Consider the following 26,122-nt stretch of genomic DNA (forward strand, 5'->3'; position numbering starts at 1 on the left):
TGCGAGGAGGAGACTATCCTGAAATATTTCAACTTTTTGAGTCTGGAAGAAGAAGATACTTTATTTTTCTCTTCACCCGTCTCGTTCAATCACCGGACTTCCAAAGATCTACTGGCATATGCTGTTGGGGCTGCTTTATATATGCCCGCGACGCGAACACATATCGCGGACGACATTGTGAATGGTAAACATGAAGGTCTGACGACCATTATTATTGATCTGGAGGACGCTGTTGGTGACGATCAGGTAGAGTTTGCCGAGCAGTGCCTGGTACAGCATTTAACTCAACTGATGACTTATATGGAGACAGGCATGTTGAGTCAGGATCGAATGCCTCTTCTGTTCGCTCGTGTACGTTCACCACAACAGTTGGAACGTCTCATTGATACGTTGGGAGAATTGGTGTCCATGCTGACAGGCGTGGCTTTGCCCAAGTTTTGTGTGGGCAATGGAAGAGCTTATTTCGACCAGATCCGCAAGTATAATCAACGGAAACCGGATCATTATCCCGTTCTCTATGGAATGCCTATATTGGAAACGGCTTCAATTATATATCGGGAGACACGTTGGGAGACCTTACTAGGCCTTCGAAACATCCTCGATGAACATGTTGAATATGTTCTCAATGTGCGCATTGGTGCGACCGATTTCTCCAGCCTGTTTGGACTACGCCGAAGCCCCGAATTGACCATATACGATATCGCCACGATCCGTGACTGCATCTCGGATATTATCAATCTGTTCGGACGGATGGACAAGCCGTATGTGATCTCAGGTCCGGTCTGGGAATATTTCAGTCAGCGGGAGCGCGTGTTCAAACCTCAATTACGACAGACTCCATTCGAAGAGACCTTGGGCAAATCAGGGCTGCATCTGAGAATGAAATATATTACGAATACAATGGATGGATTGATGCGTGAAGTCATGATGGACAAGGAAAATGGAATTGTAGGCAAAACGATCATTCATCCTTCTCATATCAAGCCCGTACAAGCGATGTATGTTGTTACACATGAAGAATATTCCGATGCCCAAGACATCATCGCCCGTAATGACGGTAGCCTGGGTGTGTTCAAAAGTAATTACTATAACAAAATGAATGAGATTAAACCACACTTGAGCTGGGCAAATCGAATTCTAATCCGATCACAAATATATGGGGTGTTACATGAACAGCAGCATTTTGTCGGGCTCTTGCCCAAGCACGAACAACAACATAACTACGTTCCCAATTCTTGATCAATTCAGTCTGAACGTTCAGGTTACACATAACCCGCTGCAACTGCCACTGGAATCACTATTTTCAATGGCTGCGCGAATTAATAAAAAACGTTCTTTTTTGTTTGTAAGCAGACTGCTGGGCAAGCATATCCCGGTTAACCCGTATACCTCGCTTCTGAGCGGTGCTGCATTGGCTGTTCTGTTATATGAGCACCTGAATGAGGAGACGGAAGAGACCAAAGATCAGATTACCGAGTGGAAACGGGAAATGGTCGAGGGGCTGATTGATCCCCAGCAAGCCCGGCAAGTGTATAACATGCTGTTGCAAGAAAGCTTGAGTTTGCCGGAAACGATTCGTTTTGTTGGTTTTGCGGAGACCGCTACAGCGCTGGGACACAGCATGTACGAGATGTTTGCTGACCAAGCCTCCTATATCCACACCACTCGTGAATATGTTCCAGCGATGCATCCGGATATTCAATTTGAAGAAGAACATTCCCATGCGATGGCTCATCGTTGTTATGCGCTGGATCATGAAGCCTTTGCAGGAGAGGGCCCGATTGTTCTGGTGGACGATGAGATTACGACGGGCAAAACGACGTTGAATATCATTCGGGATATTCAGGCCAGATATCCCCGGAAGCAGTATGTGATTGCTTCACTGCTGGACTGGCGTACGGAAGCGGACGAGAATCGATTTGCCGAACTGGAAGTTGAGCTTGGGATTACCATTACACCATTAAGCCTGTTGAAGGGCCGCATTGATGTGGTGGGTACTCCACAGTTGGAAGCAACACAGCAAGATGAGCAGCTGTCCCATCCTGTCGTAACACTTCAGACATCTACCGTTGCCGATGCCTTCGATCAGCTTCATGCTACTTCGGAGGATAGTGAAGGTAACCGTAGCACAGCGAGCTACGTCCAGCATACGGGCAGGTTTGGTATGCAATCCCGGCATAATGGCGTATTACGTCAGGAGATTAGCCGGATTGCAGAACGACTTCGGTCACAGCGTACGGGAGAACGGACGTTGGTGATGGGAACAGGGGAATTCATGTACATTCCAATGCGTATTGCTGCCGAGATGGGAGAAGGTGTGTTGTATCAATCCACGACTCGCAGTCCAATCCACACCCATCCGGCGCCAGGATATGCTGTTCGTAGTGGTGCTGGATATGCCTCACCGGAAGACGCATCTGTCCGTAACTTTATCTACAACATCGCCCCGGGACAGTATGACGAGATTTTTGTTCTGCTGGAGAGACAGATGTCCGAAGAACGAATGGAACCGATGGTGAAGGTACTGGAGCAGCTGGGATGTGGACACATTCATATCGTATATTGCGGCTTGCCAGAGAAGACAGGGGACAACGAGCAATGAATCTAACAACACTGGAGCTAATCAGACAACGTGAGATTCAGTCTCCCGAGCCGATGGGCAGCTATGCTGCATCCGACGTTGTTTTCCTGCTGAAGGATATCAGCCATGTGGATCTGGAAAAGGGGACGGGTGAACGGGAGCAGGCGATCCAATCCGGGGTTCATTATTCGGAGATGTTACCTGTGGAATATCAGCCCACAGCCGAATACATCAAGCTGTTTCACCAGACGTTGGAACAATCCGCCGCAAGAATCGCACTTCATACCGCCATCGTGGCTGAGAAGATCGTAGAGCGCAGGGGGCTGAATCTTGTGCTGGTATCTTTGGCTCGAGCGGGAACTCCTATTGGCATCCTGATCAAGCGTTATATTGAATTGAAATACAAGGTGACGATTCCGCATTATAGCATTTCCATTATTCGTGGCAAAGGTATGGACGAGAATGCAATTTTATATATTTTACAGCAGCATGGGCTGGAAAAAGCCATTCAGTTTGTAGACGGTTGGACCGGCAAAGGGGCTATTCGCAAAGTGCTGAAAGAATCCTGTGAACAATTGGAACAGACTTATGGCGTAAACCTGGATGATGATCTTGCCGTGTTGGCCGATCCGGGGCAATGTTCAGGAACCTTTGGGACGAGGGAAGATTATCTCATTCCTAGCGCTTGTCTGAATTCCACCGTCTCGGGACTGGTGAGCCGTACAGTACTTCGCGATGATCTGATTGGGCCGGCAGATTTTCACGGAGCCAAATGGTATCGCGAATGGTCCTCTTCAGATGTGTCGACCCAGTATGTGGATACCATCGCTCAGCATTTTCCGCAGATGATGGACCAAGTGGAGATTCGTACGGACGACAATGCTACCGGTACTTCGGAAATCACCTGGAAAGGCTGGCAGGATATCGAGTCCATCCAGCAATCCTTTGGCATTGCGAACATTAATCTGATCAAACCTGGAATCGGAGAAACAACCCGAGTATTATTACGCCGAGTCCCTTGGAAGATTCTTGTGGATCGACTGGATAATCCGGATTTGCAACATATCATGATGCTCGCCAGGGACAGAGAGGTTCCGGTTGAGGTATATCCGGGATTAACCTATTCCTGTTGTGGCATTATTCAATCCCTGGGAGGTGGAGGAGAATGATGATCTACGCAAGTGATCTGGACCAGACGCTGGTGTACTCCCGTCGTGCGCTCCGTATTCCCGAAGATACACCGGGACTTGTTCCCGCAGAGTGGATTAACGGCAATTTGTCCGCTTTTATGTCAGCATATGCACTGGAGCGATTGCAGTCTTTGCCGCAAGACATTGTATTTATGCCTGTGACGACACGTACGGTGGAACAGTACCGGCGCATTCATATTTTTCAGAACGAATGTATTCCGAAGTATGCGGTGACGAGCAATGGTGGCAACATCATTGTTGACGGTCAGGTAGACGATGAATGGAACCTGCATATTCGCTCTTTGCTTCGTCAGCAGGCAGCTGCTCCTGAAGAGATCCTCGATTTATTTGATGATGTGCTGAGTCCGGAATGGGTAATTAATCAGCGATTGTGTGATGAGCTGTTCTATGCATTGCTGATCGAACGTGACAAGCTTCCAATGGAGCGCATTGCTGAGAAGATTCGGGTGTTAGAGACGCTTGGATGGGAGAGCTCGATTCAGGGTCGGAAGCTCTATCTGGTGCCTTCGGCCGTAAACAAACGAGCTGCAGTGGAGCACATTAGGCAACGCATTGGCGATGTGCCTGTGATTGCTTCGGGTGATTCCTTGCTGGATCGCTGTTTGCTGGACTTTGCGCAACATGCCATTGCTCCGTCCCACGGTGAGCTGCATGTGGAGAGGCAGCGTGTACCCGAGCAGGTACCGTATCAATTTACGGAACAATTCGGTGCTTTTGCAGCAGATGAGATTCTCGATTACGTCCACCGTATTCATAACGATCAACAGATCCAGATAGACCATGCCGTGATAAGGGAGACCGTATAAATGACAAAAATGAAGATTTACTTCAACCGCTGGTTCTCTGTAACGTATCATTATATGAATGCGATTCGGGACAATGAGGATGGGTTGGAATTTGAAATCTACGGCACGCATCCTGATCCGGGACACATGGCATTACAGGGCTGTGATGTTGCAGAAGTTGAACCTCGTGTAACGGGCCGGGAATATGTTGATTTTTGCCTCGACTTTTGCCGTCGTCATCAGATTGATGTGTTTATTCCACGGTGGAACATGCTGGACATCAGCAGACATATCTCCCTGTTTGAAGAGATCGGTACACGGGTTATCGTATGCTCGGACACGGAATTGCTGGAACAATTGATGGAAAAAGACCGGTTCTATGAATCGGTGCGTGAGAAGGGCATTATGGAGATTCCGGATTATTTCACGGTCAGTAATGCTGCCCAATTCCAGCAAGCCTATGAGGCGCTGCGTGCACGTGGACATGATGTATGCTTCAAACCATGTAATGGTGAGGGCGGCATGGGATTTCGGGTGATCAACAACGAACGTGATCCGTTGCAGGAGTTGTTCGGATATGCGCTTAACTCGATTTCATATGAAGATGCCCTGCGCGCTTTCTCTTCTGCTCCGTCTTTTCCCAACGTCATGGTGATGGAGGTACTGGAAGGGTATGAATACAGCATTGATTGTCTTTCGGACCGCAATGGGAAACTATTAACGGCTATTCCGCGTAGAAAAGAAAGAGGTCGTTTGCGTTTGCTCGAAGAAAACGAGGAATTGCTGGCGATTGCCCGCAATGTGGCAGAAGTATATCGGATTCCTTATAATTTTAATATTCAGATGAAATATCGCAAGGATACACCGAAGCTGCTTGAGATCAATCCGCGAATGTCAGGTGGATTGCATATGTCTTGTCTGTCGGGCGTGAACTTCCCTTATCTGGCTGTCAAGTCTGCACTTGGCCATGATATTGGACCACTTCATCCGAAGTTTGGCATACTGGGAAGTCATATCGAGCAACCATTTATAATCGACGTTCAGAAGGTAAGCGGAGTACACCACGTCTAGCTGAGAATTTCCCTCAACATTGACACCTTCTGGATGGTTTTTTTACAATACGGATAAGTGTTGTTAAGGCAGGAGGACAAGTAATGTTACGGAAAACGAAGATAGGTATAGGCGCATTGGTCGGTTATGGTCTCGCGGCAATCACGAGTCCCTTTCTACCGGATGTGATCACGTGGGCAATTCCGGCACTGGCGACTGTAGTGGGTGGATTGATTCCTTCACGTTCCACGCCACGCACACAGGTGGAGGGTTCGTCATCAGCCCCTGTACCCATTACAGATATCGGGAATGAACCATCCCGCTTGAATGGGGGACAAGCGCCGAGCGCAGTGTCAACAGGGGGGAATGAGACTTCTCTCGCACAGCCCCATTCGAGTTCCACTCCCGCACAACATGCGGGCTCAGAACAAACGAAGCCTTCCCGGACTGAACCAGATCCTGTATTTGATCCGGTGATTGAATACCTGGAAGTTCTGGAGGATATGATCATCTCTGAAGGTCAGAAAAACGAGCTGGATAATGAGATCGTGGAAAAATCATTGGCGCTGTTTGCACGTTTGCAGCGTGTGATTCCTTCCCTTCAGGAGCTGAACAACGGGGATATTAACCATACGGTGCGCAGACTGATTTTGAAAGACCTGAACGGTTTTATTAATCCATTTCTACGTTTAAGTGGAGAAGCCAAACGTAATAATCGGCGTATGCTGCTGAATGGTCTTCGAGACGTGGATTCCAAGATATCGGATATTGTATCAACGATTGAACATAAAGACTTAATGGAGCTTCAGAACAAAGCGGAACTAATACATCAACGGTATAACAGCTCTGAATTATAGGAGGGATTGGCATGGCAACGGAATGGGCCCAGTTGAAGCAGGAAGATGAGCAACGGATTAACCAGGAAGCAACGCAGCTTATCCAGAAAGTGTCTCAAAGTGACCCGGCTCACCTGGATACCTTAATGGATGATATCGGTAAGTTGGGTGTGAAAACACAAGAGAGAGCAGGACAGACTCTCAAGCTGCTTGATCGTCCAGTCAATGAACTGATGTCCGGGAATCGGGCAGAGGTATCAAACATGATCCTGAAGCTCCGTGATGAATGTGAGAGTCTGCAGCAGAGTAAAAATGTGAGTTTTGTCGGGAAGTTGTTACGTAAAAGCCCGCTGAAAAACTACGTGTACCGCTATCAATCTGTTCGCACGAACATTGATGCCATCATTAACGGGTTGCGCGACGGTAAGGATAACCTGGAAGAAAGTATCGTGAATATGCGTCAGCTGAAACGTTCTTCGATTCAGGAGATCTACAATCTGCAGACGAAAATCTCCTTTGGTAATCAGTTAAAAGCCTTGTTTGAAACCGAGATCGCCAAGCCTGAGAACGAGAATCGTAAAGCACATCTGGAGCGTGGGTTGCGCAAAGTGGTAACACGTACCCAATCCATGACAGAGATGATCATGCTGTACAATCAGGCGATCGCAGCTACCGACATCATTAATGATAACAATGACAAGCTGATTGATTCCGTTAATAATGCTATTGATAAAACAGCAAATCTGATCACCGTTTCGGCCATGATTGCGATGGCTCTTAATGATCAGGAGAAGGTCATTTCTGCTGTGGAAGCTACGAATAAGACAATTGAAGATCAATTCAAGGAGAATGCCCGATTGTTGAAGACAACGACAGAGAAAACGAATGAGCTGTTGTCCAAACCGGCCATGTCCCTTGAAGCGGTCAATCAAGCGATGGGTGATCTGATGTCTGCGCTGGATCTGTCCGAGCAGTCTAATCGCCGGATCATTGAGAGCTGTAATGACTATACCAACAAGATGACAACACTTAACGCGAAAATGAGCGATCGACTGGGTCTGGAAGGGCCAAAGGCTGCTGCCATTCCGGAGAAAAACAAACCGGATTCCAGTGCATTAGGATCTTTCCTGGATTAGGGTAGGACTCGCTACGTATGGTATCGAGATTGCTACATGGTTTTATTTTCTACGAGGGACGCTGAGTGCGTCTCTTTGTTTTATTTGGTTGATAGAATGAAGTTAAAATCTGGGGTTATACGAAGGAGCTTGCTGAACATGCTGGACTTTTCATTCGAGATTATTGATGAGACCAAGATTAATATTCAATACAAATATGGCAGTGAGTTTTTTAACTTTAACCTGTATTATGCAAACGGGGAGTGGACACTGCATCCATTTGACGGCATACTGATCCAAAATCGTGAAATGTGCAGTCTGATTGTATCTGAGCTGCTTCGTAACAAAGATTTTCATGTCATGTTGGCCAAAGAGAAAATCATCTTATCTCAACTGCGTACCAGTGTTAATCTCCAGTCCGACGAGTCGGATGAATGGGTTACAGATCGAAGAAATGCAGATTATTCTAGTCCTGATGATGAGTTGATGGATTACATAGGGAACCACAGTTTTGAAGACATATTACAGCTTGAGCAAGAACAGATTGAGGCCAGAGTGCAATTCTTTCAACAGATCATTCAGAGAATGTTTATGGAGGGACTTGGACCTGAGAATGCCGATTTTATCAGAGTTCAGGCCGTGATACGGATATATAAAGAGACATATGATCGCCTGGGCGAGTTGAATGATGACTATCGGGGTGAGCGTGGACGTAGAAGATGGTAGAAGAAGTCTCGCTTAATATGTAAACAAATAACTATATTTCTACGAAGTTAGCAGAGCGGATTCGTACCTATGTGACAGAACGGCGGGAATATTTGACCGAGAGAATACATCAGCTGTAAGCACTTATCTGACGTGGGGAAGGGAGACCTTCCTTTTTTTACTGCCAAAATGATGAGAAGTTTATTGTATTGGGAAAAGTAGGGTAATAAGAATAGAAGCGGCATTGTAAAATACGCTATAATAACCATATGTGTACATAGAAATGATTACATATTGGACGCAGTGGAGAAAACAACATGTCTAATGGAGGCTCTGAGCTGGAACGTGTTATCGGTTTAGGGTGCTCCGAGCCGGAGGAATGTTTATGATCAAGCTGTTGTACTACTTGAAGAAGTACCGAGTTGCCGCGATTGCAGCCCTGGTCATGATGTTAATTGAGCTTGCGGTGGAGTTGGCTCAGCCTTATCTGATCTCCAAGATCATTGATAACGGGATTCAGCAGGGAGACTTATCTGTCGTCTGGTTATGGGGCGCTGTGTTGGTTGGCAGTGCTGTTGTGGCTTTTGCTGCCGGAATTGCCAGTTCGTTTTTTGCATCCCATGCGAGCCTGGGGTTCGGATACGATCTGCGGGAGAAGCTGTATGAGAAAGTGCAAACGTTCTCTTATGCCGTATTCAATCGTTTCGCAACGTCGTCTCTGATTACGCGATTAACGGGAGATGTGACCCAGGTACAGGACACGGTCTTCATGAGTCTGCGCTTCATGACGCGGGTGCCCCTGGTGGTTATGGGTAGCATGATTATGGCAGTAATCGTGAATCCGAGGTTAGGTCTGCTACTGGTTGTCATGGTGCCTGTATTGCTACTCGTTGTGGTGTGGATGATCAAAAAGGCAGCGCTGCTGTTCCGCAATGTGCAGCGCAGACTGGATGCCGTCAATGGAGTCATCCAGGAGAATCTGACAGGCATTCGGCTGATCCGTGTCTTCGTACGGATGGGCCATGAGATTGAACGCTTTGCCGGTTTCAGCGGCAAGCTGATGAAAGGCACAATCTCCGCGCTGCGCCTGACGGAGACCACGATGCCGTTCATGCTGCTGATGATGAATGTTTGTATCATCGCCGTGCTGTGGTTTGGGCGAGTAGACATCGCCTCTGGTAATGCGACCGTGGGTGAAGTGGTTGCCGTCATTAACTATCTGCTTCGCACAATTGGTGCCATGTCTGCATTGTCATGGATTCTGGTAACGTTCTCCAGAGCAAGTGCTTCAGCGCAGCGTCTGAATGAAGTGTTTAATACGGAGGATACGTCCGAGACTGAACAGAATAAGGCGGTAGCAACGTCTGCACCATCTGCTGGATCTGTGAAATCTTCGCAATTTCCGCAATCTGTGTACTCAGCGAAGAAACAACGCGCTGTGCAGGGAGCGATTGAATTCCGCAGCGTAGGCTTCAGTTACCCGAATAGTGAAATTACAGTACTGGATAACATCACATTCACTGCAAAAGCGGGGGAACGTATTGCCATAATGGGAGCAACAGGCTCAGGCAAATCTTCACTGGTGCAGCTTATTCCAAGGTTATACACAGAGGATCAAGGAAAGGTACGGATTGATGGTGCCGATGCATCAGAGCTGGATCTGTCCATGCTGCGTGGTGCGATTGGTTATGTGCCTCAGGAGGTTGTCCTGTTTACCGGTTCCATCCGGGAGAATATTGCCTGGGGTCAGGAAGATGCTACCTTGGATGAGATCATGGAAGCTGCAAAGCGCGCGCAGATCCATGAAACGATTGAGAATCTACCAAACGGTTATGATACATTGCTGGGTCAACGGGGAGTGAATCTCTCCGGTGGACAGAAGCAGCGACTTTCCATTGCACGAGCGCTGGTACGCAGACCAAGAATTCTGATTCTGGACGATAGCACAAGTGCGCTGGATGTAGCTACAGAAGGCAGACTGCTGGATGCGCTGGAAGAACTTTCGTGTACGACGTTTATCATTACGCAGAAGATCAGTTCGACCACTTCGGCGGATCTGATTCTGCTGCTTGATGATGGACAACTCATTGGGCAAGGAAAACATGAAGACCTAATGGAATCGTCAGAACTGTATCGTCGAATCCATGAATCACAATACGGGGAGGGTGCACAGCATGTTCAAAGCATTCATTGAGCCTTTCCGTCAGCCGCCACCGCCGATTGATCCGGAGACGTTACGATCAGGCGGTGGTCGCAAACCCAAGGCACGAGCGAAGAACTGGTCTGGGACGTTAGGTCGGATCTGGACCTATCTGGCACGACGTAAAGTCAAGCTGTCCATGGTACTGTTGATGGTGTTTGCCAGCTCCGCACTCGCTTTGCTTGGCCCTTACATGGTAGGGGTGGCCGTGGATGATTTCATCGCGGGTGAAGCCGGCTCAAGCTGGACTCGGTTTCTGATTGGATTAACCGCAGTGTATGTCTTGTTCTCTCTTACATCCTGGTTACAAAACATATGGATGATCGAAATTGCACAGGAAACTGTGTTCCGCATGCGGTATGATCTGTTCTCCCATCTGCACAAGCTGCCGATTCCATTCTTCGGTAAACGCCAGCAGGGGGAGATTATGAGTCGGGTGACCAATGATATCGAGAATGTCAGCGGTACGTTGAACAGCTCGGCCATCCAGATTTTCTCAAGTGTATTAACACTGCTCGGAACGTTTGGGGTTATGCTCTGGCTCAGTCCGCTACTGACCCTGCTTACCTTTATCGTTGTGCCTTTGATGGCCATCGGCATGCGTTGGATTACGCGCAGAACGGGACCGCTCTTCAAGGAGCGGCAGCGCAATCTGGGTGAACTCAACGGTTACATTGAGGAGACATTATCCGGGCAGCGCATCATTAAGGCATTCTCCCAAGAGGAGCGGGTAATTCGCGGTTTTGAGGAACGAAATACCCGCATCCGGATTTCCGGTTTCTGGGCACAGACAATCTCCGGTTTTATCCCAAAACTGATGAATGGCTTGAATAACCTTAGCTTTGCGATTGTTGCGGGCATCGGTGGTATTCTGGCGATTCAGGGTTCGGTTACGGTTGGGGTGATTATTATCTTTGTAGAGTATGCCCGTCAATTCACCCGTCCGCTGAATGATCTGGCGAACCAGTGGAATACGTTATTGTCCGCGATTGCGGGGGCTGAGCGCGTATTCGAGGTACTGGACGAAGATGAGGAAGCGAAGGATGAAGGGGCAGCGGTATCTCTGGATAAGGTGGAGGGAGCGGTTCGCTTCAACAAAGTATCCTTTGGATACGATGAAGGACGTAACATTTTGCATGACATCAGCTTTGAAGCCAAACCGGGTGAGATGATTGCCCTTGTAGGTCCGACCGGAGCGGGGAAAACAACATTGATTCAGCTATTATCCCGTTTCTATGATCCGACAGGTGGCACATTAACGGTAGATGGTCGCGACATGACCACCATTCGGCGTGAGAATCTGCGGTCACATATGGCATTCGTACTACAGGATTCATTTCTGTTTCAGGGTACGATTCGAGAAAATATTCGGTTTGGCCGTCTCGATGCGACGGATGAAGAGGTGGAAGCAGCCTCCCGGCTGGCGAATGCCCATTCTTTCATAGTGCGAATGAAGGACGGGTACGACAAAGTGCTCCAGGCCGATGGGAGCGGCATTAGTCAGGGACAAAAGCAATTACTCGCCATTGCCCGGGCAATCTTGGCCGATCCATCGATACTCGTACTGGACGAAGCGACGAGCAGTATTGATACCGTCACTGAGATCAAAATCCAGGAAGGGCTGCAACGTCTGATGCAAGGCCGCACCAGCTTTGTCATTGCCCACAGGCTGAACACGATCCGTCAGGCTGATCGGATTTTGGTGCTGAAGGACGGGCATCTACTGGAGCAAGGCTCGCATGATGCATTGCTGGAACAAGGCGGTTTCTACAGCGAGTTGTATTATAGTCAACTGCGTAAGAAGGCACAATAGCTTTTGGATAATATGTGACATGTATTAGAAAAAAACTTGTAGGTATGTAAAAAGAGCAGGGATGAGGGCACTATGCTCCTCACTTCTGCTCTTTTTGCATGTTTTATTGAATAAATTTGGGAAATGGAACTGTGATTGTATGTTAAAATAAGAATATATTGGGATAGGTCCGTTTTTGGAAAGTTGCCAGCGGTTTTGAAGCATGAGAATGAATTTTTACACGTATGCCTGTAGTCAGTCATGGGATGCATTAGAAGAGAGGAGGGCAATGCGGAATGGAATTCAAATTTGGGAATGCTGCTCTTCTTCTTCCCCCGTTACACATTACGATTATCGCAATCATTATTATTTTCATTCTGGTAAGGTGGAGCAAGCAATTAGAAACAAGACGTTTTACGGTTTTCTTTTACTTTTTGATTAGTACGTTCATTACTCCAATTTATTCTCAAAGTACAACAAAAGGTGTCTTTGAGCTATGGATTCCTGCAGGGTTTATGGTGGTTTTCTTTTACTTGTTTCGCAGCGAAAGAAATCATCCATCTAAAATGAAAGCAAGTATTCTAGGGTTTTCCATAGCCTTATATCAGTTAATTCTTCAATATATCGGATAACGGGATGGGACAGGGTAGTTCAATAAGAACAAGTAAGCAATAGGTTGAAAACAAAAGAGCAGATCCTGATCATAGGACCTGCTCTTTCTTATTTAACTTCCAACAACCTGCCAGTTATTTGCCTGTTCAACCGTTAACGGTTGATGTCTGCGAATGTAATCCTCCACCAATGCGGCCATGTCCGTAGCACCCTCGTGCAGTACCTTTTTGCCTGGATACATCGCATAATCCCCGCCGCCAGCAGCGCGGTAGCTGTTCATTACTACTGAGTAACTGCCATCCATGTCCATGGGTTTGCCTTCACGTTCCAACTTCACAACTCGACTGCCTACAGGTTGGGAGATATCCAGTTCGTACTCTAAGCCAGCCCACATATCGTAATTATAATGCTGAGGTTTGGGCTCCATATAAGCGGGATTGACTGCCACCTCGCCAGAAGCATTCAATTCAAAGTAACGGGCCGTTTGTTCCAACGCCTCCCGGATATCTTCACCACTCAGCTCCAGCACCGTCAGAGTATTAGGATAGATGAAGTTGGATAACACGTCCCGAACGGTGATGTGACTCCCGAAACCGCGAGCTTCTTCACTCAGCATGGCGGTATTGGAGAGCTGTGCTCCCGTTGCTTCCATCTGCACTTGATGTACAAAAGCAATGAATGGATGTGCCTTGAGTCGCAGGGATGTCGCGTTGGTGATAGATAAATCCCCAGCCACCTCACCAATCGGTTGATCCAGCCATGCTTGTGCTTCAGCTTCCAGTTCGTCGGTAAGCTTCATAACTGTAGCATCAGGCTCAATTTCCTCACGATGTTCATCCAGAAGCAACAATCGTGCCTTTTTATCTGTAATCTGCCATTTCCCGCCCGATGATTGTTCCAACTGAACGGATACATGCCCGGCACCATTTCCACTGAATCCCGGCTGAATGACGGTTACGCCATGAATAGTAGCGGTAAGCTGACGATGTTGATGTCCGGTAAGCAACACATCGATGCCTTCGATGTCCCGGCAGATGGCATAGCCTTGATTTTCTCCAGTTAACCGTTCGGTGGGCTCGCCTGTCTCAAGGTCACTCTCAAATCCGCCATGATAACTCACAACCATTACATCTGGTTGTTCATGCTCATGAATATAGCTAACCCATGTACGAATAGTCTCTAAGGCATCAAGGAACTGTAAACCCTCAATATTTTTTGGGTGCTCCCAGTTTGGAATGTAATGCGTAGTTGCGCCTAGCAGGGCTACTTTGACACCCGTAGACAAGGTTTTGATTAGATACGGAGGACCGTACGCAGGTACGTCCGGATGCTCATCATTCACAATATTGGCAGACAGCCAGGGAAAGTTGGAAGCTTCAACTGCTCCGCGCAACAGATTCTGACCGTAGTTAAACTCGTGATTACCCATCACCGCAGCATCATAGCCGAGTTCATTCAGTACTGTGATGAAGGGGTGCCCTTCGTTGTTGGAAACCTGTGAAGCGGCATATGAAGCCAAAGGGGATCCTTGCAGTAAATCTCCGTTATCCACCAGCATCAATTCAGGTAAACGTTCGCGTTCCTGACGAATCAGGGAAGCAAGCAGGGCAAGTCCTGCCGGGCGGTATGCATTGGTATTGTAATGAATGGGGCGGATGGCTCCGTGCAGATCACTGGTGAACAGGATGTCGAAGCTTGCCGTATGGGTGGTTGTGGATGTCATTTTTACAATCTCCTCTAATATATAAGTTCAGATATATCTTCAACCATAATGAGCCTATTCTAACAGATACAAGACGCGCTGACAGCCTGACAAGAAACTTTACAAAACTCCAAATTTCGTTTCACATCGCGCAAATATTTGGCAATTATAGTAGACAAGTACTGAAAAATAGAAACTCTTTGGAGGGTGTTCGTTTGAAGAAGTCTGCTTTATTTTTACCATTGTTGATTTTGGTTCTGTTTCTGAGTGCTTGTGGGTCTAGTAGTACAACTGGTTCGGCTAACGGGGATAATTCGAGTTCCAATGCATCCGGTACGGCGACGACAGAGACAGAGAAGCCTGTCGAAGGTTATGTGCCAACGGAACTGACGGTTCAATTCGTACCTTCCCAGAATGCAGACACGCTTGAAGCCAAAGCGAAACCGCTGGAGAAGCTGCTGGGTGACAAACTGGGCATTCCGGTAAAAGTCAGCGTATCCACGGACTACAACACGATTATTGAAGCAATGGCTTCCAACAAAGTAGACGTAGGTTTCTTGCCTCCGACAGCTTATGTACTGGCCAAAGAAAAAGGCGCTGCACAGGTTATTTTGCAAGCACAACGTTTCGGTGTAAATGATGAGACAGGTGCTCCAACCGAAGAGTTGGCGGATTCCTATAAATCCATGTTCATTGTGAAAAAAGATTCGCCAATTCAATCCATCGAAGAACTTAAAGGTAAAAAAGTCGCTTACCAAAACGTAACGTCTTCGGCAGGTTATGTATGGCCGGCAGGTCTGTTGCTCGACAGAGGCATTGATCCATTGAAAGATGTATCACCTGTAACGTTGAAAGGTCATGACCAAGGTGTTATCGCTGTATTGAATGGTGACGTTGACGCAGCAGCTATTTTCCAAGATGCCCGTAATACGGTAGCCAAAGACTATCCGACTGTATTTGAAGATACACGTGTACTGGCGTTCACTGAGCCTATTCCTAATGATACCATCGCCGTTCGTACAGACATGAATGCTGATTGGACTGCGAAGATCAAACAAGCCTTCATCGATATCGGTAAAGATACTGAGGGTCACCAGATCATCAAAGAAATCTATACGCATGAAGGTTATGTAGAGTCCGATGATAGCAAGTTCGAGATCGTTCGTCAGTATGGCGAAAAAGTGAAAGGTGAATAATTCTGATCCAAAAGTAGTTCGGGATCCGTTCACTTTGTAGTCGCTCTCTTGGATGGGAACAGCTTAATCGTAGCAATGGACAGGCCAGTTCAGCGTGATCTACGCTGTGCTGGCTTGTGCCATTATAGCAAGGACTTAGGTATGGTTGATCATTATGAATGAAAGAAGGATTATTGCCATGATTGAGCTTCATAACGTTACCAAAACTTACGCTAACGGCACCAAGGGCCTGGATAATATTAATCTTAAATTTGAGCAGGGTGAATTCATTGCTGTAGTGGGCCTGTCTGGTGCGGGTAAATCAACGCTCTTACGCTCCATTAACCGACTGCATGACATTAGTGAGGGAGAGATTCTGATTAACGGAAGTTCCATCACGAAGGCACAAGGCAAACGGCTACGCATGATCAGACGCGACATCGGTATGATTTTCCAGAGCTTCAATCTCGTGAAACGGTCCAGTGTACTCCGTAATGTACTCGCTGGACGAGTTGGATACCACTCCACCATGCGTACCATTCTGGGTCGTTTTCCAAAAGAGGATATTGAACTGGCATTTGGCGCCCTGGATCGCGTGAATATCTCGGAGAAAGCCTATTCCCGTGCAGATCAGCTGTCCGGTGGTCAACAACAGCGTGTGGCTATTGCCCGTGTACTGGCACAGGAAGCGAAAATCATTTTGGCCGACGAACCGGTTGCTTCACTTGACCCGCTTACAACGAAACAGGTTATGGATGACCTGAAACGCATCAATCAAGAGCTTGGGATTACGACCATCGTCAACCTTCACTTTATTGATCTGGCCAGAGAGTATGCGACCCGTATTGTCGGATTGCGAGCAGGTGAGGTGGTATTCGACGGCCCGGTGGAAGAGGCAACGGATGAGCGCTTTGCAGAAATATACGGCAGACCGATTCTGGCTGACGAATTGCTGGACAAGCAGGCTGTGCATGAGCAGGGAGAAGTTGTGGTATGAAGGGGCAGTCCAACGTTCCACTTCAGAATTCAGGCGGAGTGGGGAAGGAACCTGGTTCCAGCCCCGCTCAGGTTGTGAATCGCCCGAAACCGCCTGGGCGTACGAAACATCTGCTCACGCTGATCATCATTCTGCTCTTATTGTGGGCCAGTGCAAAACAGACCGATGCCGGCTTCACAGAGTTATTTCAGGGATTCCCTGAAATGTGGAAATTGTTAAAGGATATGTTTCCACCTCGTTGGTCCTATTTTGACAATATTGTTCAAGGCATGCTGGAGACGATCCGAATGGCCCTGATTGGGACTACGATTGGTGCCATTATTGCGATTCCGGTCTCGATCATCTGTGCCGGTAACCTGATGCCGAGTCGATGGATCTACTATCCGGCACGTTTTCTGTTGAACCTGATTCGGACAGTTCCGGATTTGTTGCTTGCAGCTTTATTTGTAGCCGTATTTGGTCTGGGCCCAATCCCCGGAATCTTGGCACTGGCTGTATTCTCGGTAGGTCTGATTGCAAAGCTGACGTATGAGACATTGGAAACGATTGATCAAGGACCGCTGGAAGCGATGACGGCTGTTGGTATGAACCGGATTCAGCTTATTGTATATGGCGTGGTGCCGCAACTGGCTGCCCAGTTCACATCCTATGTGCTGTATGCCTTCGAAATTAATATACGTGCTGCTGCAATCCTGGGACTGGTGGGAGCCGGAGGGATTGGACTCTACTATGAGGCCACACTTGGATTCCTGGAGTATGACAAGACCAGCGTAATCATTCTGTTTACCCTCGTCATCGTTCTGATCATTGATTATGTAAGTACTAAGCTGCGGGAGAAATTGCTATGATGAAAAATGAAACAAGCCGTATCCGGCCTAAACCACGGAAGAACCCGCTACGCTGGGTCATTGTGTTACTACTGATCCTTGTCTATGCCTGGGCCCTTGCCGGTGTACCGTTTACTGGTTTCAAGGAAACCGCCGCTCAGATTATGAAGGCTATTGTAGCCGGGATTTTCTCACCGGACTGGGATTTTGTATATCTGCCTGAGGGAGAAGACTTGCTGCGAGGTCTCCTGGACACGTTGGCAATCTCCGTACTAGGTACTGTAATCTCGGCGGTACTCTGTATCCCGTTTGCATTCTGGTCTGCCCGCAATATGAGTGGACATCGCTCCATCTCGGGTGCAGGCAAAATGGTGCTCAGCTTTATCCGCACATTCCCTGAGATTATCATGGCTTTGATGTTCATCAAGGCAGTAGGTCCCGGATCGTTCGCAGGGGTACTCGCCCTTGGACTGCACTCGATCGGGATGCTGGGCAAACTGTACGCCGATGAAGTAGAAAATATCGACTATGGCCCATCTGAAGCGCTGCTTGCCTCTGGAGCCAATCGCATGCAGCAGTTGTGGTTCGCCATTCTGCCACAGGTTATGCCTGGATTCCTGAACTATACGTTGTATCGTTTCGAGATCAATGTACGTTCCGCGACCATACTGGGTGTAATCGGAGCAGGGGGGATTGGTACACCGCTAATCTTCGCGTTAAGTACTCGGAACTGGCCGCGAGTAGGTATTATCCTGCTGGGTATCATCGTGATGATCACGATTATCGACTTGATCTCGGGGTATATTCGCAAGAAACTGGTGTAGGGTTAATATGGAGCTACGAATATATTAGATACTAAGTAAGATTAGATGATAGAGGAAGAAGAGAGGGCTATTCGGTGCCAGAATGTTGGCAGGGATAGTCTTTTTTTTGTGTCAGCAAATAAAATGGAGTGCTCATATTACTCTGTTAACAGTTGAGGAGTGGGGTGGTCCAAGAATATGTACAATGATGATTGAATTATTTTCCAAATACATGTAAGATTAATGGGTTTCTATATAAAGGGAATTAAGGATATTAATCAACACTCCTGCTAGATACCCATACAAGAAGTGAGTTTTTTTGAAAGGAAGGTGACCTATGGAAATATTTTATTTTATATGGATTGGGTTTATGGTGCTCCTATTGCTATACAGAATGATCTTTCAGAAGTTTAAAAAACATAACAGAGAAAATATTGGACTCAGTGTGATTCTGATCATTTTCACGGGAAGCGGTTATACGTTTACACACATGAACTTGATTTTTGTCATTAGTGTTATCGCCGCAGCCGCTTATTGTGCTGTATGGAACAGCGTTCTATTTGCAAGAAATGGATATGAGCCGGAACGTTTGAAATGAATGAAATAAACCGAAACCATATTGCCCTGTGAATCAGGCAATGTTGGTTTCGGTTTTTTAGTTGCTTGGTTAACGTTAGGCTTCTTTAGCTGAGACTTAACTAGCCAAAGGCAACGCTTTGGTTACTTGAACCGTAATCGTCTCTGTGCTGGTTACGCCTGCGGCGTTGATCAGCTCAGCACGGTACGTATATGTTCCGTTAGCGCGACCGGACAATTCAGTTGTAGCACTTTGAGAAGCAGGTGTTGCAGCGTTCAACGCTTGTGTATCAATCAATACATCATTCTCATAGAGACGGTATTCAGTAGCGTTCGTACCCCACCAGAGGTTCATGGATACGTTGTAGTTGCCGTCACCATCCCAGTTATTTTGGGACAACGTAGCTTTTCCTGGAGCAGCGTTCGTTACTTGAACTGTCAGCTCGTCACTGCGTGTGGTTCCTTTGTCATTGGTTAGCTCGGCTACATACGTGTATGTTCCGTTAGCCTTGCCTGTAATCGCTGTTTTAGCAAACTGTGAAGAAGGTGTAGTCGCAGTCAGTTTCTGCGTGTCGATCAGAACACCGTTCTCATACAGTTTGTACTCAGAACCGTTTTCACCCCACCAGAGGTTCATGCTTACGTTATATGAACCTCCAAACAGGCCAGTCGTATATCCATTATCAGAAGAAAGCACCGGTTTACCCGGTGCTCCTGCAGCTGGAGTGGAAGGCACTTCGCCGCCACCTTGCTCTTCAGCAGGTACAAAATCATTCAAGCTTCTAGGTTTCAATTGATATACATCTTTGAAAATAGCGGAAATGCCTGTGATACTAATCTTGTCACCAGCAACATAAGGGAAGGAAGTATCTGTCACACCTGTACGTGTATCCACACGGATGTGCGTACTTGTTCCATCTGCTGCTACGGCGTCGAATTCAAATGATCCAACCGGTGCAGCACTGATGATATTCTCGATCGTTACATCTTTCAGTTGAACCAGTTGACCCTGGTTCGCATCTGTAATTGCTGTAACTTCAATTGGCGCAGGTACGGAAGCTGTACCTGTTTTCTCAATCGCAACGATATCCGTAAGTTCGAACTCGCTGTTATAGATGGTTGTTGCTGCTGTTACTTTAACCTTGTCACCTGCATGGAAGCCGCTAGTGTGCTGGAACACGTAGATTCCGGCAGTTTCATCCTGAAGATAGAAGGCTTGTCCACCAAATGCACCCGGCTCTGTCGTCAAAACACCTTCAATAGTTACAGTAGTGCCAACCGCTTTGGTCCGTGCTTCAGCAACGGTAATCGCTGCTGGAATCGGGCCTTCTTCTTCCGGAAGCTGTTCAGCTGGCACATTACCAACGGTAACGGCATTGGTGATCAGGTTGCTGCCATTCAGACGCAGACGCAAGCTCGCAGCGCCAGTTGTACCCGGTTTGATGCGAACGTTCAGATCTTTGGTCCCGCGACCTTGGCTGTCCGAAGTTACGCTGAATGTGGAGCTGTAACCGTACGAAGTCGGCCAAGTACCACTATCATTCTGGATCATGGCAACCTGTGTTCCGCCAGTCAGATAGATACCTGCACTATAACCGGATACGGTTGTATTTGGAGCCATGTTCTCTACAACGACACGAATCTGGAAGTCTTCTGCATTCGGAAGCGTATCCTGTTTCACGAAGCTGTAAGCAGCATTTGCACTGGATGCAGGGCCGCCGTAAGAACCAGCCTTGAACGTGGAACGATCGTACCACTTGTATCCGGCAGCAGGTGCGGACCAAGGTTCAGCCTGTGGTTCTGTGGAAGCAGCCGGCTCTTCGAAAGGCAGCAGCGCTGTAGCTGTATCCAGTTCAAGTCCATTCACTTGAGTTAGATCCGTGTAGTTCTCTTGTGTAGCGAGCCAGTTCACGGTGTTAACGAGCAACACGGCATCATCGGCTTCTTTAAAACCGTCATAAGTTGTTTTGCGTGTGCCAGTCTCTTCACGCAAGTATTTTGGTGATGCATCTTCCACTGGAGAGGAGTCGCCGATGAAAGCAGCCTTACCTGCGCCCAGCTTGGATACAGCCACGTAAGGACCTTCTTCAATCCCGCCACCATTGTAAACACCTTGGTCTACCGCGTTATTCCATTTTGCGTTGGTTTTTGGCAGGTACACAATACCTTTTGCCTTTTCCGGATCGGTGATTGCGAGTGTTGAACCGGCGTGCATGGCTACAGCCGATACCCCTTCTGTGATGCCGAAGGCTTGATCTGCCGGTACGACGATATTGGCGTTGATATCGCCAAGTGCGTTATAGCGGAATCGTACGCCGAAGTTATCGGACAACCAGTCCGAGCTGGTTATATTTTGCATCGCTTCAGAATTACGCTCATCTGTGCTCATACCTTTGGCCGGATCTTCGAATGCTCCTCGACGATAGCCATTGATGACTTCAGAGCCATCCCAACGGTTTTTATTACGGTCTGCATTATAGTGATCTCCAACAAAGAAGATACTGCCGCCCGTTTCAACATATTGTTTGAGTGCTGCTTGTTCGGATGTTTTGAAAGGAATTTGAGGCTCTGCAATAACGAATACGTTGTACTCTTTCAGATCATCATAGGTAAATGGAGTTGTCTTGCGAAGTTCTTTGACATAATAACCATCATTCGCGAGTGCATTCCCGAAGTCGGAGAAACCTCCATCGATGACCCAGTCTGCGGCTCCAGCCGTCTGGCCGTGTGAGTTGTCGAACAATACTTTTTTGCCTGCATTTTGGTTCACAACCTTTGCCTGGATGAACGGTGCCGGGTCTGTCGGTCCTTCCGCATGAACCGATGCATCTCCGTTCCATAATCCGATCTGAAGCGGCAAAGCCATGGACAATGCCAAGAGTGATTTTAGAAACACTCCTCGCATACCTGTTAATTTACCCAACCAAATCCCTCCCAAATATTAGTTGATTCATGAGTTCGTCCATATTCTACCACATGAAAATCTCACATAGTCATAACAATTTGTAAAAATTAACTCGATATTTGTAAACTTGGGTCTTTTGACATATCCATAGGTATTTCGGTCCTGCATAAAAAAAGCCATCTCTTAAGAGATGACTTTGGCCCGAATTCGATTGACGGCATGGAAGACAGAGGATTTAATCATGCCTTCACTGCGATTCACCAGTTCTGCCGTTTCCTTAATGGAGTAACCGTGGATGAGGCGAAGTTCTAATATTTTACGGTGTTCGGTGTTGTTAATATGGGAAACAAGATCATGAACACCTTCATTAATTTCAAGGTGGGGTGTATCGAAGTGATGGGTAGGTACCTCCAGACGACTGTCGCGTCTTAGTGTACGGGTCCGCCTGCGGAAACTGTCCATCGCAAGGTTACGGGCAATGCGTTTGAGATAATAGAGAAGCCGATCTTCAGGGATATCCACGGTAACGTTCATTAGTCGAATGAAACAATCCTGAGCCAGATCTTCTGCGTCTTGAGGTTGTTTGACGATATGGGATAGATACCTTGTGATTTCTGATTTATAGTTGACATAAGCATCATTAATTTGTGTGCTGTTCATATGATGTGAATCCCCCTTGGATGCAGATCAGGCTTGGGTCCGGTCTGGTATGAGTCTCTTCTGATCCAAGTATAGCGGGAGGTTGTTTCCAAAAGGTTCAGAGTTGTATCGGAGTTGTAACATTTCGTGCTTCCCTCTATTCAAGCATACGGCTTGGGATACAAAATATAGGCAGATGAAATTCATAGAGCAGGGAGATTACGAAGGTATCATGAGACAAAAAGAGATTTTAATTATTGAGGACGAGGAGTCCATTCGCGATATTTTGTCCTATTCGTTACGTAAGGAAGGATTTGAGATCAAGGAAGCAGCTACGGGAAAAGAGGGTCTGGATCTGCTTCGGGATTCGAAGCCGGATCTGATCCTGCTGGATCTGATGCTGCCAGATATGAGCGGTTTTGATGTGTGCAGACAACTATCTGTGAACTCCAAGATACCTGTCATCATGATCACTGCGAAGTCGGACATGCTGGACAAGGTACTTGGCATGGAGCTTGGGGCGGATGATTATATCACGAAGCCCTTTGATATCCGTGAGGTGGTTGCGCGCATTCGGGCGATCTTTCGCCGGATTGATCTCATCAGCGAGACACTGGAGAATCACTCCTATGAGGTGGTCAGGCTTGGTAAACATATTGAGATTCGCAAGGATGAACGGGAAGTGTGGAAAGACGGGGAACGCGCAGGACTCACGAATAAGGAATATGACCTGTTGTTATTTCTCGTGACCCATCATCGCAAGGTGCATACACGTTCTGAACTGCTGGACAAGGTATGGGGATTTGATTTTGCAGGGGATACCCGAACTGTGGACATTCATGTACAACGGATCCGCAAGAAGCTGGATAGTGGTGTGCAGGGCATTTCGATGATTGAAACGGTATTTGGTATAGGGTATAAGCTGAATATTCAGGTGCAGACATGAAGTGGACGATCCAGTTCAAAATGGTGGTGTTATTCTCGGTCATCGTCTTCATCGGATTCTCCGCTCTGCTGATTCTGTCCAATAAGGTGGCACAGGAGAATATGTACCGGGAAGTGCATGAGGATATGGTGCAATCGAAAAAAAATCTGGACATCGCGCTGAATCAGTACTTTCTCATTCATAACAAACGCATGAGCAGAGACTCGCTCGAAGCAGGAAGTCGCGAGCTTGCGGAACAGATTGGTTCAGCCGTTGGTGGGGAGATTACCGTATATCGCCCGGATGCTTCGCCATACGGATCTGTTGGCAGCGAGGTTAACGTTGCTAATCGGTCTGACCATCCTGATGTGGAGGAGGCCATAAAGTCCCGGATCGCTTACACTACAGTTGTGGATAAGGGCCGTGTCACAGCCAGTCTGTCCTTCCCGCTCCAGATGAATCAACAATTGATTGGAATCGTACAGATGAAGAAGGATTACACGGAATTGTTCAAACGCAACCTTCGTTTTCAAAATACGATCAAGTTGTTTGCAGCGGTTATTTTCGTATTTGTATTTATCGCATCCATCTTTATTTCCCGGAAAATTACACAACCCATCCGTGTACTCACGAAACGTTCCGCGGAAGTGGCCCAAGGGAGTCTGAATGCAGACATTCAGATTACAACCAAGGATGAGATCGGTGAACTGGCTTCAAGCTTCACCATCATGATCGATCGGGTACGGGAGCAGATTGATGTGATTGAGCGAGAGCGGGACGAAGTGAAGCAAGTACAGGCGCGAAGCAAAGTTTTTTTTGACAATGTGACACATGAATTGAAGACACCCTTAACGACGATTCTGGGGTACGCCCAGATTTTACGGGATAACGGATTTACCGACCAGGACTTTTTTGACAAAGGCATGAATTATATCATCAAAGAAAGCCGGCGTCTCAACACGATGGTTGCGGATATTCTGGAAGTCTCTGTCTCGTCTGCGGTCATTCAGGCGTACCGATTCGAACGTATGGATGTATCCGATATTATTCGGGAAGCTTGTGAGGACATGTCGATTAAAGCAAGCAAGTACAATATAGGCATTCACTATGAGCTGGAGGAACATCAGTATTTACAGGGAGATCGGGATAAGTTGAAAGAGGTCTTCCTCAACATCCTGGATAACTCGGTCAAGTATAGTGATGTGAACTCCATTATCGAGGTACAATCCTTCCGGTTAGGTGATTCCATCGCTATCGTGATTCGTGATCAGGGGGAGGGGATCGGTGCTGAAGCACTCCAGCATGTATTTGAACCCTTTTACCAGGATAAAGGAATCAACAGGGCCGAGAAAGGCAGTGCCGGGCTGGGGTTGTCTATTGTGAAGAACATCGTTGAGCGTCATGGAGGAACAGTGGAGATGAAGAGCATCATGGGGAAAGGTACACAAGTGAATATCAGTCTTCCGGGGGAAATGAACGCATGAGACATCCCGGATTTTGGCGTAAACACCGTGACAGATTGATGCTGTCCGGGTTGTTGATCGCATTTGTCAGCGGAATTTTTGGGATTGGAAGCCTGTTCAGTATCGCAAATCTCAAACCAAGAACAGTAATTTTGCCAAGTCAGCAATTCAACAGCCGTTTGGCGCCACCACCAAGCAGTACAATTCAGATTGAGTCAGCTACCAAGATTCCGAATGATTTCGCGATCTTTGATTTTGAAGTGGTTGATCGAAACACGATTATCATCAATCATTTGGAACCCTCCTATTCACGACTTCAGCTATCTCTCCTGCATCTGGATGATAACGCAGTGAAGAGCATTGCAAGTAATACGGATTACGGCGTCGCGATCAGCCCGGATCACAAGAAAATCATCTACTCTCAGTACCGAGCGGGGCAAGTGCAGAAGACGACATATGAGTATGTGATTGAGAGCGGGGAACGTCGCAAGCTTCCGAACGACAACTCGTATTATAGAGTGTTTACCGGGAACCAGTCCTACATCGGCCAGGATGATCTTTTATTTAAACACGTCGATCTGAGTCAGGAGACGAGTCAAGTCATCTACACGCATGAAGAGCTGATGGCCATATTCACAGGACCAACACAAGGGAAAGATTCGAATGATACGTTTATCGTTACGGATGTGTTGCAGGTCAGTGAAGATCTGAAGCAGTTCTATATGCTGGTGATGCTGAAAGACAATTATGCCATCTATCGTGTATCGCTTGAGGGGGCGCATGAAGTGAAGGCATATGCTGCAATGGAAGACATTCAACAATTCAAGTTGCTGAAAAATGGGGACATGCTCATCCAGGGCAAGATGAATAAGGTACAGGGGTTGTACCGATATCGTGCTGCGCAGGAGCAGTATGATCTAATATTACAAGGTTCCATCTGGAGCTTCGATCTGGATGCAGATGAATCCCGAATCGCTTACTTTTTCCCGATGGACAGTCAGAATCAGAAGAATGAGTTGCATGTTGCCTACCTGAATGACAGCAAGATTTCGTCGGATACGGTGATCTATCGCAATATGGATAACTTCATCAATCTAAAATGGAATGACGATGAATTATTTGCTGTAAGCAGCTCAGTGGATAAAAGTGAAATGTACCGCTTTAGTTTCAGAGCCTGGTAAGCTGCGGAAGGTATACGAATATAAGACCTTGGTCTGATGGAG

At 47.2% G+C, this 26,122-nt stretch carries 22 protein-coding genes; 19 read left to right on the plus strand and 3 right to left on the minus strand.

The features are described 5' to 3' along the window. Positions 1–18: 18 nt before the first annotated feature. From ABTV53_RS04515 to ABTV53_RS04565, 11 genes are all read left to right on the plus strand, one after another. The gene (locus ABTV53_RS04515; protein ID WP_433754046.1) at positions 19–1,239 is read left to right on the plus strand and encodes an HpcH/HpaI aldolase/citrate lyase family protein; all 1,221 of its coding nucleotides are present in this window, start codon (positions 19–21) and stop codon (positions 1,237–1,239) included. Then, entirely contained in the window at positions 1,169–2,602 is a 1,434-nt protein-coding gene (locus tag ABTV53_RS04520) for a phosphoribosyltransferase family protein (RefSeq protein ID WP_433751127.1), read from the plus strand. Before ABTV53_RS04515 ends, ABTV53_RS04520 begins: the two co-directional genes overlap by 71 nt. Continuing rightward, a complete protein-coding gene (locus ABTV53_RS04525) occupies positions 2,599–3,750 on the plus strand; it encodes a cysteine protease StiP family protein (RefSeq protein ID WP_433751130.1) in 1,152 nt (383 codons plus the stop codon). Before ABTV53_RS04520 ends, ABTV53_RS04525 begins: the two co-directional genes overlap by 4 nt. Continuing rightward, positions 3,750–4,598, plus strand: coding sequence for an HAD family hydrolase (locus tag ABTV53_RS04530; protein WP_433754048.1), 849 nt, complete (start codon positions 3,750–3,752; stop codon positions 4,596–4,598). Before ABTV53_RS04525 ends, ABTV53_RS04530 begins: the two co-directional genes overlap by 1 nt. Beyond that, positions 4,599–5,648 (plus strand): ATP-grasp domain-containing protein, encoded by a 1,050-nt coding sequence (locus ABTV53_RS04535; RefSeq protein ID WP_433751133.1) that lies wholly within the window; start codon positions 4,599–4,601, stop codon positions 5,646–5,648. Positions 5,649–5,731: 83 nt separating this feature from the next. Then, positions 5,732–6,484 carry a hypothetical protein gene (locus ABTV53_RS04540; RefSeq protein WP_433751136.1) on the plus strand — a complete coding sequence of 251 codons (753 nt, stop codon included), beginning with the start codon at positions 5,732–5,734 and terminating at the stop codon, positions 6,482–6,484. 11 nt (positions 6,485–6,495) lie between these two features. Beyond that, entirely contained in the window at positions 6,496–7,599 is a 1,104-nt protein-coding gene (locus ABTV53_RS04545; RefSeq protein ID WP_036606281.1) for a toxic anion resistance protein, read from the plus strand. Positions 7,600–7,737: 138 nt separating this feature from the next. Continuing rightward, on the plus strand, positions 7,738–8,304 hold the full coding sequence (locus tag ABTV53_RS04550) for a hypothetical protein (protein ID WP_433751138.1): 567 nt from the start codon (positions 7,738–7,740) through the stop codon (positions 8,302–8,304). Between the two features lie 364 nt (positions 8,305–8,668). Beyond that, positions 8,669–10,477: an ABC transporter ATP-binding protein gene (locus ABTV53_RS04555; RefSeq protein ID WP_433751141.1), complete on the plus strand. Its 1,809-nt coding sequence runs from the start codon at positions 8,669–8,671 to the stop codon at positions 10,475–10,477. After that, on the plus strand, positions 10,458–12,296 hold the full coding sequence (locus tag ABTV53_RS04560) for an ABC transporter ATP-binding protein (RefSeq protein ID WP_433751144.1): 1,839 nt from the start codon (positions 10,458–10,460) through the stop codon (positions 12,294–12,296). The genes ABTV53_RS04555 and ABTV53_RS04560 overlap by 20 nt, the downstream gene beginning before the upstream one ends. 275 nt (positions 12,297–12,571) lie before the next feature. After that, positions 12,572–12,907, plus strand: a complete 336-nt coding sequence (locus ABTV53_RS04565) for a hypothetical protein (RefSeq protein ID WP_433751146.1) — start codon at positions 12,572–12,574, stop codon at positions 12,905–12,907. A gap of 92 nt (positions 12,908–12,999) precedes the next feature. Here the strand turns inward: ABTV53_RS04565 and ABTV53_RS04570 are convergent, their stop codons facing one another. Continuing rightward, positions 13,000–14,610, minus strand: a complete 1,611-nt coding sequence (locus ABTV53_RS04570; protein ID WP_433751149.1) for a bifunctional metallophosphatase/5'-nucleotidase — start codon at positions 14,608–14,610, stop codon at positions 13,000–13,002. Between the two features lie 179 nt (positions 14,611–14,789). Here ABTV53_RS04570 and ABTV53_RS04575 point away from each other — a divergent pair, with 179 nt between their 5' ends. From ABTV53_RS04575 to ABTV53_RS04595, 5 genes are all read left to right on the plus strand, one after another. After that, complete coding sequence (locus ABTV53_RS04575) at positions 14,790–15,785, plus strand: phosphate/phosphite/phosphonate ABC transporter substrate-binding protein (protein ID WP_433751151.1); 996 nt, start codon at positions 14,790–14,792, stop codon at positions 15,783–15,785. A gap of 178 nt (positions 15,786–15,963) precedes the next feature. Beyond that, positions 15,964–16,761 carry a phosphonate ABC transporter ATP-binding protein gene (gene phnC / locus ABTV53_RS04580; protein ID WP_433754050.1) on the plus strand — a complete coding sequence of 266 codons (798 nt, stop codon included), beginning with the start codon at positions 15,964–15,966 and terminating at the stop codon, positions 16,759–16,761. Continuing rightward, positions 16,758–17,609, plus strand: a complete 852-nt coding sequence (gene phnE / locus ABTV53_RS04585) for a phosphonate ABC transporter, permease protein PhnE (RefSeq protein WP_433751153.1) — start codon at positions 16,758–16,760, stop codon at positions 17,607–17,609. Before phnC ends, phnE (ABTV53_RS04585) begins: the two co-directional genes overlap by 4 nt. Next, entirely contained in the window at positions 17,606–18,412 is an 807-nt protein-coding gene (phnE, locus tag ABTV53_RS04590; RefSeq protein WP_139331943.1) for a phosphonate ABC transporter, permease protein PhnE, read from the plus strand. Before phnE (ABTV53_RS04585) ends, phnE (ABTV53_RS04590) begins: the two co-directional genes overlap by 4 nt. Positions 18,413–18,728: 316 nt before the next feature. After that, complete coding sequence (locus ABTV53_RS04595) at positions 18,729–18,989, plus strand: hypothetical protein (protein ID WP_433751156.1); 261 nt, start codon at positions 18,729–18,731, stop codon at positions 18,987–18,989. 96 nt (positions 18,990–19,085) lie between these two features. On the opposite strand, the gene ABTV53_RS04600 is transcribed toward ABTV53_RS04595, so the two are convergent. Next, positions 19,086–21,872 carry a DUF5689 domain-containing protein gene (locus ABTV53_RS04600; protein WP_433754052.1) on the minus strand — a complete coding sequence of 929 codons (2,787 nt, stop codon included), beginning with the start codon at positions 21,870–21,872 and terminating at the stop codon, positions 19,086–19,088. 183 nt (positions 21,873–22,055) lie between these two features. Continuing rightward, positions 22,056–22,532, minus strand: coding sequence for an RNA polymerase sigma factor (locus ABTV53_RS04605; protein WP_433751159.1), 477 nt, complete (start codon positions 22,530–22,532; stop codon positions 22,056–22,058). A 211-nt stretch (positions 22,533–22,743) separates the two neighbouring features. Here ABTV53_RS04605 and ABTV53_RS04610 point away from each other — a divergent pair, with 211 nt between their 5' ends. The 3 genes from ABTV53_RS04610 to ABTV53_RS04620 are packed head-to-tail and all read left to right on the plus strand — an operon-like array spanning position 22,744 to position 26,080. Continuing rightward, positions 22,744–23,457: a response regulator transcription factor gene (locus ABTV53_RS04610; protein WP_433751162.1), complete on the plus strand. Its 714-nt coding sequence runs from the start codon at positions 22,744–22,746 to the stop codon at positions 23,455–23,457. Further along, positions 23,454–24,920, plus strand: a complete 1,467-nt coding sequence (locus tag ABTV53_RS04615; protein WP_433751165.1) for a sensor histidine kinase — start codon at positions 23,454–23,456, stop codon at positions 24,918–24,920. The genes ABTV53_RS04610 and ABTV53_RS04615 overlap by 4 nt, the downstream gene beginning before the upstream one ends. After that, a complete protein-coding gene (locus ABTV53_RS04620; protein WP_433751168.1) occupies positions 24,917–26,080 on the plus strand; it encodes a hypothetical protein in 1,164 nt (387 codons plus the stop codon). Before ABTV53_RS04615 ends, ABTV53_RS04620 begins: the two co-directional genes overlap by 4 nt. Positions 26,081–26,122 lie beyond the last annotated feature (42 nt).

Source organism: Paenibacillus amylolyticus, from assembly GCF_050990605.1.
Taxonomy (GTDB): domain Bacteria; phylum Bacillota; class Bacilli; order Paenibacillales; family Paenibacillaceae; genus Paenibacillus; species Paenibacillus amylolyticus_H.